The organism is Pseudonocardia broussonetiae (genome assembly GCF_013155125.1).
Classification (GTDB): domain Bacteria; phylum Actinomycetota; class Actinomycetes; order Mycobacteriales; family Pseudonocardiaceae; genus Pseudonocardia; species Pseudonocardia broussonetiae.
In genome coordinates, this window is sequence record NZ_CP053564.1 from 2930674 (window position 1) to 2944879 (window position 14206).

The 14206-nt window shown below is 73.0% G+C and carries 9 protein-coding genes and 1 pseudogene; 2 read left to right on the forward strand and 8 right to left on the reverse strand.

Annotated features, from left to right (window positions below):
- Window positions 1-26: 26 nt before the first annotated feature.
- Window positions 27-1247: a glycosyltransferase family 87 protein gene (locus tag HOP40_RS14685; protein ID WP_172158849.1), complete on the forward strand. Its 1221-nt coding sequence runs from the start codon at window positions 27-29 to the stop codon at window positions 1245-1247.
- Window positions 1248-1879: 632 nt separating this feature from the next.
- Here the strand turns inward: HOP40_RS14685 and glgB are convergent.
- The 7 genes and pseudogenes from glgB to HOP40_RS14720 form a co-directional block, all read right to left on the reverse strand.
- Window positions 1880-4060 (reverse strand): annotated as a pseudogene (glgB, locus tag HOP40_RS14690) (1,4-alpha-glucan branching protein GlgB); the annotation flags it as partial.
- Between the two features lie 159 nt (window positions 4061-4219).
- Window positions 4220-4645 carry a type VII toxin-antitoxin system HepT family RNase toxin gene (gene hepT / locus HOP40_RS14695; protein ID WP_172158852.1) on the reverse strand — a complete coding sequence of 142 codons (426 nt, stop codon included), beginning with the start codon at window positions 4643-4645 and terminating at the stop codon, window positions 4220-4222.
- A gap of 13 nt (window positions 4646-4658) precedes the next feature.
- On the reverse strand, window positions 4659-5036 hold the full coding sequence (mntA, locus tag HOP40_RS14700; protein WP_172158855.1) for a type VII toxin-antitoxin system MntA family adenylyltransferase antitoxin: 378 nt from the start codon (window positions 5034-5036) through the stop codon (window positions 4659-4661).
- A 19-nt stretch (window positions 5037-5055) separates the two neighbouring features.
- Window positions 5056-6438, reverse strand: coding sequence for a maltokinase N-terminal cap-like domain-containing protein (locus HOP40_RS14705; protein ID WP_240157676.1), 1383 nt, complete (start codon window positions 6436-6438; stop codon window positions 5056-5058).
- Complete coding sequence (gene treS / locus HOP40_RS14710) at window positions 6435-8162, reverse strand: maltose alpha-D-glucosyltransferase (RefSeq protein WP_172158858.1); 1728 nt, start codon at window positions 8160-8162, stop codon at window positions 6435-6437. Before treS ends, HOP40_RS14705 begins: the two co-directional genes overlap by 4 nt.
- Window positions 8163-8247: 85 nt before the next feature.
- Window positions 8248-8460: a hypothetical protein gene (locus HOP40_RS14715; protein WP_172158860.1), complete on the reverse strand. Its 213-nt coding sequence runs from the start codon at window positions 8458-8460 to the stop codon at window positions 8248-8250.
- A 72-nt stretch (window positions 8461-8532) separates the two neighbouring features.
- Window positions 8533-10506: an alpha-1,4-glucan--maltose-1-phosphate maltosyltransferase gene (locus HOP40_RS14720; protein ID WP_172158863.1), complete on the reverse strand. Its 1974-nt coding sequence runs from the start codon at window positions 10504-10506 to the stop codon at window positions 8533-8535.
- A gap of 322 nt (window positions 10507-10828) precedes the next feature.
- Here HOP40_RS14720 and glgP point away from each other — a divergent pair, with 322 nt between their 5' ends.
- On the forward strand, window positions 10829-13375 hold the full coding sequence (gene glgP, locus HOP40_RS14725) for an alpha-glucan family phosphorylase (RefSeq protein ID WP_172158866.1): 2547 nt from the start codon (window positions 10829-10831) through the stop codon (window positions 13373-13375).
- A gap of 118 nt (window positions 13376-13493) precedes the next feature.
- Here the strand turns inward: glgP and HOP40_RS14730 are convergent, their stop codons facing one another.
- On the reverse strand, window positions 13494-14087 hold the full coding sequence (locus HOP40_RS14730) for a LysM peptidoglycan-binding domain-containing protein (RefSeq protein ID WP_172158868.1): 594 nt from the start codon (window positions 14085-14087) through the stop codon (window positions 13494-13496).
- Between the last annotated feature and the right edge of the window lie 119 nt (window positions 14088-14206).

Sequence of the window (14206 nt, forward strand, 5' to 3'; positions counted from 1 at the left end):
CACCCCGTCGGATAGCGTCGATCCCCGTGTCCCACCCGCGCACCACCCGCTCCGCGCCGACGACCGTGCTGGCGGCGGTGGTGGTGCTCGCGTCGCTGGTGACGGCGGTGGTGCTGCACGTCCGGTACCCCGACGCACTGGTGACGCTCCTGCCGCTGCCCGACATGCGCGACCTGCACGTCGACTTCGACACCTTCTGGCACTCCGCCGTCGCGCTCACCCAGGGCGCCGACATCTACGAGACGCCCGCGAAGCTCACCAACCTCAACCCGCCGCTGCTCACGGTGCTGCTCGTGCCGTTCGCCGGGCTCGACGCCCTCACCGCCTACCGGATCTTCCTGGTCCTGACGGCCGTGCTCGTGGTGGTCGCGGTGCTGGCGGTGGCGCGGGAGCTGCGCCTGGGCGCCGGGACGACGGCGGCCGTCGTGGTCGCGGTGCTGGTGTCGTCGCCGCTGCACGGCACGCTGGTGCTCGGCCAGATCTACCCGCTGCTGCTGGTCGCGCTGGTGGCGGGCTGGATCGCCGAGCGCCGCGGCCACCCGGTGCTCGCCGCGGTCTGCTACGGCCTGGCGGTCGCGCTGAAGCCCTCGCTCGCACCTCTCCTGCTGCTGCCCGCGGTGCAGCGCCGGTGGGTGCCGCTGCGGGCCGGGTTGGCCTCCGCGGCGGTCGCGACGCTGGTCGGCGTGCTGGTCGCGGGCCCGTCGAGCGCGCTCGAGTGGCTGCGGATCGCGCTGAGCGAGGGCGTCCCGGACACCGTCGACAACGCCTCGTTCCCCGGGCTCGCCATGCGCTTCGGCGTGCCGACGGTGCTCGGCCTCGTCGCCGGGCTGGCCGTGCTCGTCGGGACGCTCGGGTGGCTGGGACGCCACCGCGACCGCGTCGACCCGGCCGGCACCGCCCCGTGGGCGGTGGTCGCGGCCGGGCTCCTGCTCTCCCCGATCGCCTGGCACAACTACCTGCTGCTGCTCGTGCCCGGCATGCTCGTGCTGATCTCGCTGGGCCGGGGCGCCCTCGCGGCGGCGCTGCTCGCGGTGGCGGTCGTCCCGGTCTCCTGGAACGCGATCTGGCCGACCGACCCGGGTCCGATCGCGGAGCTCGGATCGGACCTGGGCCGGTCGCTGTACTGCGCGGTCCTCGTGGCCTACTGGCTGGCGCTGCTCGGAGCCGCCCCGTTGCGCCGGTCCCCGGTCGGCTCGGCCGCGGGAGACGCGCCCGAGTCGGCCGCAGCGGGTGCACCCGCCGGCTGAGCCAGCGCGTGCCGGCCGGTCGGCGCCGCGACGTCCTCGTCGACGGGCTCGGCCTCCTCGACGACGGGCTCGACGACGGGCTCGACGACGGGCTCGACGACCACCGCCCGGTCGACGCGCGTCTGCGCGACGGCCGGCACCGGCGGGTCGTCGGGCGTCACCGGGGCCTGCACCGGGACGTCGTCGGTGACGGGCGCGGCCGGCGCGCCGTCCAGGACCGGACCGGTGGCGGGGTCGTCGGCGACGGGCCCCGGCTCCACGGCCGGAGCCGGCTCGGCGATGACGGGCTCGGCGATGACGGGCTCGGCGATGACGGGCTCGGTGACGACGGGCTCGGTGACGACCGGCTCGGTGACGACGGGCTCGGCGATGACGGGCTCGGCGATGACGGGCTCGGCGACGACCGGCTCGGCGACCACGTCCCCGGGCGCCTCCACGACACCGTCGGCCGCGACCACCTCGTCGGTCACCTCGTCCGCCACCGGAGCCGAGACGGCCTCGTCGGCGAGCGGAGCGTCGGCGGGCGGGGCCTCGACGACCGGAGCGACGGCCGGAGCAGGAACGGCCTCCTCCGCCACCGGCTCCGCCGGCGCCGCCGCGATCCGCGACCGCCGCACGGCCCCCTCGAACGGCTCGGGTGCCAGCCACAGCACCCCCGACGGGGGCAGCCGCAGCACCGCGGACGCGGGGCGCCCGTGCCACACCATCTCGTCGGCCTCGACGGCCCCGAGGTTGCCCACCCCGGACCCGCCGTACTGCTCGGCGTCGGTGTTGAGGACCTCGCGCCACCGGCCGGCGAACGGCAGGCCGACGCGGTAGCCCTCACGGGCGCCGCCGGAGAAGTTGGCGACGCACGCGAGCACCGTGGGCTTGCCGTCGGCGTCGACGCCGTGGCGCAGGAAGCTGAAGACGTTGCCCGCCGTGTCGTTGGCGTCGATCCACGAGAAGCCCTCGGGGGAGACGTCCTTCGTCCACAGCGCGGAGTGGGAGCGGTAGGCGCGGTTGAGGTCGCCGACCATCGTCTTGATCCCGCTGTGCAGCGGGTCCTCGAGCAGCTCCCAGTCGAGCGAGCGCGACTCCGACCACTCCCGCTCCTGGCCGAACTCCAGGCCCTGGAACAGCAACTGCTTGCCCGGGTGCGCCCACATGAAGGCGAGCAGGGCCCGGATGTTGGCCGACTTGTTCCACGCGTCGCCGGGCATCCGCTCCCAGAGCGAGCCCTTGCCGTGCACGACCTCGTCGTGGCTGATCGGCAGGACGTAGTTCTCGCTGAACGCGTACATCAGCGAGAACGTCATCTGGTTGTGGTGGTAGCCGCGGTACACCGGGTCGCGGCCGGTGTAGTCGAGCGTGTCGTGCATCCAGCCCATGTTCCACTTGAACCCGAAGCCGAGCCCTCCGAGGTGGGTGGGCCGCGTGACGCCCGGCCACGCCGTCGACTCCTCGGCGATCGTGACGACGCCGGGGTGCTCGCGGTAGACCGTCGCGTTCATCTCCTGCAGGAACGCCACGGCGTCGAGGTTCTCGCGCCCGCCGTAGATGTTGGGCAGCCACTGCCCGTCCTTGCGGGAGTAGTCGAGGTAGAGCATCGAGGCGACGGCGTCGACGCGCAGCCCGTCGATGTGGAACGACTCCAGCCAGTACAGCGCGTTGGCGACGAGGAAGTTGCGCACCTCCTTGCGCCCGAAGTCGAACACGAGCGTGCCCCAGTCGGGCTGCTCGCCGCGGCGCGGGTCGGCGTGCTCGTAGAGCGCGGCGCCGTCGAACTTCGCCAGCGCCCACTCGTCGCGCGGGAAATGCGCGGGCACCCAGTCGACGATGACGCCGTAGCCGTGCTGGTGCAGGTGGTCGACGAACCAGCGGAAGTCGTCGGGCGTGCCGAAGCGCGAGGTCGGCGCGTAGTACGACGTGACCTGGTAGCCCCACGACCCGCCGAACGGGTGCTCGGCCACCGGCAGCAGCTCGACGTGCGTGAAACCGGTCTCGTCGAGGTGGGCGACGAGCTGCTCCGCGGCCTCGCGGTAGGACAGCCCCTGGCGCCACGAGCCGAGGTGCACCTCGTAGACGCTCATCGGCTCGGCGTGCGCCTGCTTCTGCGCGCGCGCCGTCAGCCACTCGGCGTCGCCCCACTCGTGGGTGTCGACGTCGATGACCGACGCCGTGGCCGGCGGGACCTCCGTGCGGAACGCCATCGGGTCGGCCTTGTCGCGCCAGCGGCCGTCGCGGCCCAGCACCCGGAACTTGTACCGGGTGGCGGGCTCGACGCCGGGCACGAACAGCTCCCACACGCCCGACGAGCCGAGCACGCGCATCGGGTGCGCCCACCCGGCCCAGCCGTCGAAGTCGCCGGTGACGCGCACGCCCTGCGCGGCCGGCGCCCACACGGCGAAGCTCGTGCCGGTGACGGTGCCCGCGGGCGTCTCGTAGGTGCGCACGTGGGCGCCGAGGACGTCCCACAGGCGCTCGTGCCTGCCCTCACCGATGAGGTGCAGGTCCATCTCGCCCAGGGTGGGCAGCCAGCGGTAGGGATCGTCCACGATGTCGACGCGGTCGCCGTAGCGCACCGCGAGGCGGTAGTCCGCGGGCGGGCCGGGCACGACGGCGGAGAACAGCCCCGCGTCGTGCACCTTGACCAGCGGATGGCCCTCGCCGCCCGCGCGCACCACGTGCACCTCGTCGGCGTGCGGGCGCAGGACGCGCACCACCGTGCCGTCGGCGTGCGGGTGGGCACCCAGCACGGAGTGCGGGTCGTGGTGGGCGCCGCCGAGGACCCGGTCGACGGTGGCCGGGTCGGGCGGGCAGGCGTCGATCATCGGGTTGATCGTCTGGGTTCGGTTCTCCTCGCGATCCACCCGCGCACCCTATGGCCCCGGCACCCGGAACGCCGACCCAGGCGGCACCGACCCGGCCGCGTCACCCGCATCGGGGTCGGTGTTCGGCCGTGCGGGTGAGCGGGACGGCTCCGGCGGCCCTCAGCCGGCGGCGCGGTCGCGCAGCGCGGCCAGGAAGGCGCGCAGGTCGGCGGGGCCGTCCGAGGCGATCGCGTGCACCCGGCGCAGGTCCAGGTCCGCGTTGGCGTGCACGACGAGGTTCCGGAACCCTGCGGCCCGCGCGAGCCGGTCGGCCAGCTCCCCGTCGACCACCCCGGCGGCGGCCAGAGTGCGGACCGCGTCGCCGTACGTCGGCGGGCTGCCGAGTCCGAGTCGGACGCACGAGGAGACGGCGAGGTCGATCGTCACCTGCACGGCCTGCCACAGGTGGAGCACGACCGTGTCGGTGGCCGCGCTGAGCGGGCCCAGCCCGTCCGGGTCGGCGGGCAGATGTGCGGCGACCCGGTCGAGGTGGCGACCCACGGAGGCCGCGCGTTCCGCGAGGAGCTCGCGGTCGATCCCGGTCATCGGCCGATCCCCGTCATCCGAGATCCGCCAGCACGCGCTCCTGCGCCGCGCGGATCACCGGACCCGCATCGCACCAGAACCGGGTGGCCTCGATCCGGAACTCCAGGAAGGCGTCGGGCGTGCGCTCCAGGAGCGCCACCCCGTCCCTCGCGGCGCGGTAGCGCAGGAGCGCGCTCGCACGGCCGAGGTCGACGACGTCCACCGCGTCGGTGCCCAGCGCGGACGTGAGGTCCGCGGTGAGGGCGGCGAGGTCGACGTCGCCGTCGGTGACCACGCCGATGTCCCAGTCGGACGCCGGACCGCCGTCACCGCGCGCCCGCGACCCGTGCAACACCGCGAGGAGGACGCCGGGCCGCCGGGCGAGCAGCGCGCCGATCGCGTCCGGGGTCACGGCGCGCAGCGTACGCCCGTCAGCGCACCGTCTCCTCGGACGTGAGCCGGGCGATGGAGGCCAGCGGGATCGGGGCCCAGGCCGGGCGGCTGCGGGTCTCGTAGAGCAGCTCGTAGACGGCCTTGTCGAGCTCGAACGCCCGCAGCAGCATGCGCTGGTCGCGGGGGTCGGTGCCGGCGCGCAACGTGTAGCCGTCGCAGAAGGCGCCGCGGTTGCGCTCGGCCCACTCGTTGGCGCGCCAGACCAGCTGCGAGTCGTGGTCGGGGTCGGCGAACGTGCCCGGCTCCCACTGCAGGATCTGGTGGAACGCGGCGTAGTCGAACGAGCGCAGCATCCCGGCGACGTCGCGCAGGAACGAGTCGGGCCGCACCCGCTCCTCCAGCGGCGCGGCGGGCTCGCCCTCGAAGTCGATGACCAGCCAGCCGTAGGGCGTGCGCAGGGTCTGGCCCAGGTGCAGGTCGCCGTGGACGCGCTGCGCGGGCAGCGGCGCCCCCAGCCCGGCGACGGCGTCGTAGGTGGCCCGGATGGCGTCGACGTGCGGCGCGAGCGCCGGCACCTCCGCCGTGGTGACGGCCAGGCGCTGGTGCCACACCGCGGCGATCTCGCGGGCGTCGCGCTCCCCGGTGCCCAGCGCGCGGCGCAGCTCGTCGTGGACCACGCCGATCGTCTCGCCCAGCCGCGAGGCCTCCGCGGCGAAGTCGCCGCCCACCTCGTCGGCGCGCAGGTCGCCCTCGGCGAGCAGGTCGCGGACGCTGGCCAGCGCCATCGACCAGCCGTCGGCGGAGTTGGCCGCGAAGTCCTGCAGCATCCCGAGCGTGGCGGGGGCGCCGTCGAGGGTGCCCTCGATCGCGCCCTGCAGGGCCGCGACCTCGTTCGAGTCGACCGAGCGCAGCGCCCGGTGCAGCTCCAGGTCGGGGTTGAGGCCGGGGACGACCCGGCGGAAGACCTTGAGGATCGACCGCTCGCCCCACGACACCGAGGTGTTGGACTGCTCGATGCCCAGCACGCGGCCGGGCACCCCCTGGGCGATCTCCGCGCCGGGCTCGGGCACGAACACGACGTCGCCGATGGTGGCGCCCGCGCGCAGCGTCTCGATGAGCCAGGCGGTGACCTCGGCGTCCCACAGCGCGTCGTAGGCCAGCGCGCCGTCGAGGTGACCGATGACGACGTGCTCCAGGTCGGCGCGCGGGTGCTCGCGACGACCGAGCCACAGCTGGTAGTGCTGCACCGGCGAGCCGTCGGTGAAGGACACGGCGAGCAGCAGGTGGTCGACCAGCGGCTCCCCGTCGGTCATCAGGGGCGTCCGGGCCGCGATCTCGACCGAGCCGACGGGGCGGCCCTTCGCGGCGAACCAGCGCTGCTGGGGGAGCCAGGTGGTGAGCAGGTCGGGGAGTTCGTTCACGCAGATTCCTCCGCCGGGGTGATCGAGAACCAGTAGAAGCCGTGCCCCGGGAGGGTCAGCAGGTAGGGGAGGTCGCCGATCTTCGGGAACGGCACGCCACCGGTGAGCTCGTGCGGGGCGCAGCCCACCCAGGCCGAGAGGTCGAGCTCGACGGGCTGGGGGAAGCGCGACATGTTGTTGACGCAGAGCACGACGTCGTCGCCACAGCTGCGGACGTAGGCCAGGACGGTCGGGTTCGTGCCGCCCAGCTCGTGGTACTCGCCGAGGCCGAACGCCTGGTGGCGCTTGCGGACCTCGATCATGTGCCGCGTCCAGTGCAGCAGCGACGTCGAGGAGTTGAGCTGCGCCTCGACGTTGACGGCCTGGTAGCCGTACAGCGGGTCCATGATCACCGGCAGGTACAGCCGGCCCGGGTCGGACATGGAGAACCCGGCGTTGCGGTCGGGGCTCCACTGCATCGGGCTGCGCACGGCGTCGCGGTCGCCGAGCCAGATGTTGTCGCCCATCCCGATCTCGTCGCCGTAGTACAGGACGGGGGAGCCGGGCAGCGACATCAGCAGCGCCGTGAACAGCTCGAGCTGGTTGCGGTCGTTGTCGAGCAGCGGCGCCAGGCGGCGGCGGATCCCGATGTTGGCCTTCATCCGCGGGTCCTTGGCGTACTCCGCGTACATGTAGTCGCGTTCCTCGTCGGTGACCATCTCGAGCGTGAGCTCGTCGTGGTTGCGGAGGAAGATGCCCCACTGCGCGTTGTCCGGGATCGCGGGCGTCTGGGCCAGGATCTCCGAGATCGGGAAGCGGTTCTCCCGCCGCACCGCCATGAAGATGCGCGGCATCAGCGGGAAGTGGAACGCCATGTGGCACTCGTCGCCGCCGACCTCCGGGTCGCCGAAGTACTCCACCACGTCCGACGGCCACTGGTTGGCCTCGGCGAGCATCACCCGGCCGGGGTACTCGTCCTCCATCACCTTGCGGGCGCGCTTGAGGAACTGGTGGGTCTCGGGGAGGTTCTCGCAGTTCGTGCCGTCGCGGGCGTAGAGGTAGGGCACCGCGTCGAGGCGGAATCCGTCGATGCCGATGTCCAGCCAGAAGCGCAGGACGTCGAGCATCGCGTCCTGGACCTCGGGGTTGTCGTAGTTGAGGTCGGGCTGGTGGGAGAAGAAGCGGTGCCAGTAGAACTGGCCGCGCACCGGGTCGTAGGTCCAGTTGGACTGCTCGGTGTCGACGAAGATGATCCGCGCCTCGGGGTAGCGCGAGTCGTCGTCCTCCCACATGTAGTAGTCGCCGTAGGGCCCGTCGGGGTTGCGGCGCGACTCCTCGAACCAGGGGTGCTGGTCGGAGGTGTGGTTCATGACCAGGTCGGTGATGACGCGGATGCCGCGCTTGTGCGCCTCGTCGAGCAGGTAGACGAAGTCCTCGACGGTGCCGAACTCGGGCAGCACCTGCCGGAAGTCGCGGATGTCGTAGCCGCCGTCGCGCAGGGGGGAGTCGTAGAACGGCGGCAGCCACAGGCAGTCGACGCCCAGCCACTGGAGGTAGTCCAGCTTGGACGTCAGCCCGCGCAGGTCGCCGGTGCCGTCGCGGTTCGAGTCCTGGAACGCGCGGACCAGCACCTCGTAGAAGACCGCGCGTTTGTACCAGTCGTGGTCGACGTCCAGCGTGCGCGCATGCCCGTAGTCCTCGGCGTCCTGCTCGACCACGACGCCCGGCTCCACCTTCTCACTCATCGCCGACGAGGTTAATCGGACGGCGCGGGGTCCACAGCACGTGGCGGTGCCGTCGACCCGAACGTCTCATCCGCGGGCGGTGACGTCACCGCCCGCGGGCGGCCCTGCGGCGTCGTGCGGTGTACGGGAGCGCGAACAGGTACAGGCCCGTCAGCAGGAGGAGCGCGAGCGGGAACAGCGGCAGGTAGGCCACCCAGACCGGGGGCGCCTCCTGCGCGAGCGCGACCGCCGTGACGACGATCGAGAGCGTGAAGACGACGGAGAGCCAGCGGTGCACCTGCCGGAACGTGAGGTTCATGCAGGTCACGCTAGGTGCGGCCGCCCGCCCGGTGCTTCTCGATTCCTGACCGGTGCGGCGCGGCCGCCGCGCTCAGCCCCGCTGGACGCGGAGGATGTGCGCCACGTGGTGCCACGGCCGGAGGTCGACGTAGTTGAACTGGCCCCACTCGTAGGTCTCGCCGCTCACCTCGTCGTGCACCGTGAAGCGGTCGTTCCACCCCAGGCCCAGCGCCGGCATGTCGAGCGAGGTCGTGCCGATCTGGGCGTCGTGGGAGTCGAGCGTGCAGACGACCAGGACCGTGTCGCCCGTGGCGGGCTCGGTCTTGGAGTAGGCGATGATCTGCTCGTTGTCGACGTGGTGGAACGTGATGTCGCGCAGCTGCTGCAGGGCGGGGTGCGCCTTGCGGATCTCGTTGAGCCGCGTCAGGTAGGGCTCCAGGGAGTTGCCCGACGCCGCGGCCGCCTCGAAGTCGCGCGGGCGCAGCTCGTACTTCTCGGAGTTGAGGTACTCCTCGCTGCCCGGCTTGACCGGCTCGCCCTCGTAGAGCTCGAACCCGGAGTAGACGCCCCACGTCGGCGCCATCGTGGCGGCCAGGGTTGCCCGGATGGCGAACATGCCCGGCCCGCCGGTCTGCAGCGACTCGTGGAGGATGTCCGGGGTGTTGACGAACAGGTTCGGACGGGCCTCGTCGGCGCGCTCGGCGTGCATGAGGGCGAACTCGGTGAGCTCGGACTTCGTGGTGCGCCAGGTGAAGTAGGTGTAGCTCTGGGTGAAGCCCAGGCGCGCGAGGCCGAACAGCCGCGCGGGGCGGGTGAACGCCTCGGCCAGGAACAGCACCTCGGGGTGGCGGGCCTTGACCTGCCAGATCAGCCAGTGCCAGAAGTTCGGCGGCTTGGTGTGCGGGTTGTCGACGCGGAAGATCTTGACGCCGTGCTCGACCCAGTGCAGCACCACGCGCAGCGACTCGGCGTAGATCCCGGCCGGGTCGTTGTCGAAGTTGATCGGGTAGATGTCCTGGTACTTCTTCGGCGGGTTCTCCGCGTAGGCGATCGAGCCGTCGGGGCGGACGGTGAACCACTCCGGGTGCTCGGCGACCCACGGGTGGTCGGGCGCGCACTGCAGCGCGAAGTCGAGAGCGACCTCCATGCCGAGGTCGTTCGTGCGCTGGACGAACGCGTCGAAGTCCTCCAGCGTGCCCAGCTCGGGGTCGATGGCGTCGTGGCCGCCCTCGGCCGAGCCGATCGCCCACGGCGAGCCGACGTCGCCGGGCCCGGCGTTGACGCTGTTGTTGCGGCCCTTGCGGTGCTTCGTGCCGACCGGGTGGATCGGCGGGAGGTAGACGACGTCGAAGCCCATCGCGGCGATGCGGTCGAGCTGCTTCGCGGACGTGACGAACGAGCCGTGCACGGCGCGGCCGGTCTCGTCGCGGCCGCCGGTGGAGCGGGGGAAGAACTCGTACCAGGAACCGAAGAGCGCGCGCTCGCGGTCGACGTAGACCTGCTGGGCGCGGCCGCGCGTGATCAGCTCGCGGACGGGGCGCTCGGTCATGATCTGCTGGACGGCGGGGAACAGCGCCGGGGCGACGCGGGCGTGCAGCGGCATCGCGGTGTCGCGCAGGGCGTTCGCGGCGCCGAAGAGGAGGTCGCGGTTGCCGCGCTCGGCGGGGCGGCGGCCGACGCGCTGCAGCAGGCGGGCGCCGATCTCGAGGTCGTTGGCCAGCTCGTCGGGGCTCTGGCCCGCTTCCATCTTCTTGGTGACGGCGTGGCGCCACGTGGCCCACGGGTCGCTCCAGGCGTCGATGCGGAAGGTCCACATGCCCGGCTCGTCGGCGGCCACGGTGGCGCCGAACGTGTCGCCGCCGACCCCGACGGGCTCCATGCGCACGTGGTGCGCGGTGCCCTTGCTGCCGATCCGCTTCCACACCACGTTGGCGGCGACGGCGTCGTGGCCCTCGCGCCACACCGCGGCGGTGATCGGGATGACCTCGCCGACGACGGCCTTGGCGGCCTGTCGACCGCCGCTCACCGAGGGAGTGACGTCGTCGATCCCGATTCGTCCGGTCATCTCGGCACACACCCCCACTGAGCAGCCGTCACGTGAGTCACAACCGTACCTACCCGCTCGCGCCACGAAAGGAACGGGTCGGAACCGATTCCGCAAGATTCACGCGATCGTCACCCGGGCCGGTCAGACGGTTCCGTGACCCCCGCGGAGGACGACTCCGGGGCGGGCGTGAGCGACCCGATCGTGTCGCTCCGGCGCGGTCCGTCCGCCGCGCGCTCCCGGCGGCGCGCGGGAGCCCGCCCGGTGCGCGGGACGGCGGAGGGGCCGGTCGCGAACCCTCTGCTTGACCGATCTCGGACTCGATTCATCTATCCTGCCGCGCGTGAGAGCTCTCCGCCGGTTCACCGTCCGCGCCCAGCTGCCGCCCGCGCTCGCGCCGCTCCAGTCGCTGGCCACCAACCTGCGCTGGAGCTGGCACCCGCCGACGCAGGACCTGTTCGCCGCGCTCGACCCCGACGCGTGGGAGCGCGCGGGGCACGACCCGGTGCGCCTGCTCGGCGAGATCCCGACCGAGCGGTTCGAGGCGCTCGCCCAGGACGCCGACACCGTCGTCACCGTTCGGGAGCTGGCCGACGATCTCGCGGCCTACCTGGAGGGCCCGCGCTGGTACCAGTCCGAGCGCGAGGACGACGACTCGCTGCCCGCGGCGGTCGGCTACTTCTCGATGGAGTTCGGCGTCTCGGAGGTGCTGCCCAACTACTCCGGCGGCCTCGGCGTGCTGGCCGGCGACCACCTCAAGGCCGCGTCCGACCTCGGCGTCCCGCTGGTCGCGGTCGGGCTGCTCTACCGCTCCGGGTACTTCCGCCAGTCCCTGTCGCTGGACGGCTGGCAGCTCGAGCACTACCCCGCGCTCGACCCCCAGGGCCTGCCGCTGCAGCTGCTCTCCGCCGCCGACGGCACGCCCGTGCTCGTCGCGATCGCCATGCCCGGCGGGCGGACGCTGCACGCGCGGGTCTGGCAGGCCGCCGTCGGCCGCGTCCCGCTGCTGCTGCTCGACTCCGACATCGAGGAGAACGAGCCCGACCTGCGCGGCGTCACCGACCGCCTCTACGGCGGCGACCAGGACCAGCGCATCCGCCAGGAGATCCTGGTCGGCGTCGGCGGCGTGCGGGCCGTCCGCGCGTTCTGCGACGCCACCGGCCACCCCCAGCCCGCCGTGTTCCACACCAACGAGGGCCACGCCGGCTTCCTCGGGCTGGAGCGCATCCGCGAGCTGCAGGACGCCCACGGCCTCTCCTTCGACGAGTCGCTCGCCGCCGTCCGCGCGGGCACCGTCTTCACCACGCACACCCCGGTGCCCGCCGGCATCGACCGCTTCCCGGTCGACATGGTGCGCCACTACTTCGGCGCGGGGGACCCCGCGCGGGCCCTGCTCCCCGGCGTCCCGATGGACCGCGTCCTCGCGCTCGGCGCCGAGGAGAACCCCGCGATGTTCAACATGGCGCACATGGGGCTGCGCCTGGCCCAGCGCGCCAACGGCGTCTCCCAGCTGCACGGCGCCGTCTCGCGCGGCATGTTCGGCGGGCTGTGGGAGGGCTTCGACGCCGACGAGGTGCCGATCGGCTCGGTCACCAACGGCGTCCACGGTGCCACCTGGGAGGCCCGCGAGGTCACGGCGCTGATCGGCACGCCGGACGCCCCCGCGGCGTCCGTCACCGACGCCGAGCTGTGGGACCTGCGCACCGCGCTGCGCTCGCGCCTGGTCGCCGAGGTGCGCCGCCGCGTCCGCAAGGCCTGGCTGGAGCGCGGCGCGTCGCTGCCGGAGCTGGGCTGGACCGAGCACGTGTTCGACGAGAACGTGCTCACCGTCGGCTTCGCCCGGCGCGTGCCGACCTACAAGCGGCTCACGCTGATGCTGCGCGACAAGGACCGGCTGCGCGACCTCCTGCTCGACCCGCACCGCCCGGTGCAGCTGGTCGTCGCGGGCAAGAGCCACCCCGCCGACGACGGCGGTAAGGCGCTGATCCAGGAGATCGTGCGCTTCGCCGACGACCCGGCGGTGCGCCACCGCATCACGTTCCTGCCCGACTACGACATGTCGATGGCCCGGTACCTCTACTGGGGCTGCGACGTGTGGCTGAACAACCCGCTGCGCCCGCTGGAGGCGTGCGGGACCTCGGGCATGAAGTCGGCGCTCAACGGCGGGCTCAACCTGTCGATCCGCGACGGCTGGTGGGACGAGTTCTACGACGGCCGCAACGGCTGGGCCATCCCTACCGCCGACGGCATCTCCGACCCGACCCGCCGCGACGACCTCGAGGCCAACGCGCTCTACGAGCTGCTGGCCACGCAGGTCGGGCCGGCGTTCTACGACCGCACCGACGGCGTGCCGCCGCGCTGGGTCGAGCTCGTGCGCCACACGCTGACCACGCTGCGCCCGCAGGTCCAGGCCGCGCGGATGGTGCAGGAGTACACCGAGACGCTCTACCACCCGGCGGCCCGCGCGGCGGCCGGGATCGTCGCCGACTCGTTCGGGCCGGCGCGCGAGCTCGCGGCCTACCGCCAGCGCCTCGGCGACGCGTGGAACCGCGTGCAGGTCGTCGGCGTCGACGCGTCCGGGCTGCCGGACACGCCCGTCGTCGGTGCGCCGATGACGGTGCGCGCGGTGGTGGAGCTGGCGGGGCTGGACCCGTCGGACGTCGTCGTGGAGGCGGTCGTGGGGCCGGTCGACGAGACCGACCAGCTCGACGCCCGCAAGCGCACGGCCGCGATGAAGCACGTGGGCGCGGCCGACGGGGCGGGGGAGCGATTCGAGGCCGTGGTGCCGCTGCCGCACGCGGGGCTCACGGGCTACACGGTCCGGGTGCTGCCGGCCCACCCGCTGCTGGCGAGCCCGGCGGAGCTGGGGAAGGTCGTGCTGGCGGGCTGATCGGCCCTCCGGCTCGTCCCCGCCCGCCCCGTCCCCGCCGTCCCCGACTTGCAGGAAAGCCACGTTCACGCAACGACGTTGCGTGAACGTGGCTTTCCTGCAACGAGGGACCGGAAGATCAGGGGATCAGCAGGTCCTGCCCCGGGTGGATCAGGTCGGGGTTCGCGATGCCGTTCGCCTGCGCGATCCGCATGTAGTCGTTGGCGTTGCCGTAGAACTGCTTGGCGATCTTCGACAGCGAGTCGCCGCGCTGCACGGTGTAGCGGCGCTCCGCGACGGGCGCCGGAGCGGCCGCGGCGGCCGCCGCGGCGTCGGCCTCGGCCCGGGCGCGGCCCGCGGCCTCGGCGGCGTCCAGGGCCGCCTTGTCGGACTCGCTGATGTAGGAGTTGGGCGACCAGGCGACCTTCCGGTCGGCCGTGTAGAGCACCAGGTTGCGGTCGTCCTGCAGCTCGAGGACGCCGCCGGGCGCGTCGGTGTCCGAGGCCCAGACGACGCCGTTGTCGGCCGTGTAGAGCACGAAGTTGCCGTCGGCCTGCATGTCGGCGCGGGCGACGCCCTTGCCCGCGGTGCCGGTGCTCCAGGCGACCGCGCCCGAGCCGTCGGTGACGGTCAGGTCGCCGTCCGCCTGCAGGGCCAGGGTGTAGCGGCCGTTGGCGGAGGTGATGCCCGCCTGACCCGCCGCGAGGCTGCTTCCGCCGCTGAGAGTGCTCACGTGTGTACGTCCTTCGCTCGATCCGGAGTCCCGCCCGCGCCCGCGTCGGACGCGGGCCGCTCCGGCCGCGCGGAGAATAGGGCGCGAGGGACCGAGCGTGATCACCGGGCGGCGCTCGG

Coding starts and splice junctions, on each gene's coding strand:
- HOP40_RS14720 (WP_172158863.1), bottom strand. CDS start 10,506: ATGACCGGACGAATCGGGATCGACGACGTCACTCCCTCGGTGAGCGGC.
- treS (WP_172158858.1), bottom strand. CDS start 8,162: ATGAGTGAGAAGGTGGAGCCGGGCGTCGTGGTCGAGCAGGACGCCGAG.
- HOP40_RS14715 (WP_172158860.1), bottom strand. CDS start 8,460: ATGAACCTCACGTTCCGGCAGGTGCACCGCTGGCTCTCCGTCGTCTTC.
- hepT (WP_172158852.1), bottom strand. CDS start 4,645: ATGACCGGGATCGACCGCGAGCTCCTCGCGGAACGCGCGGCCTCCGTG.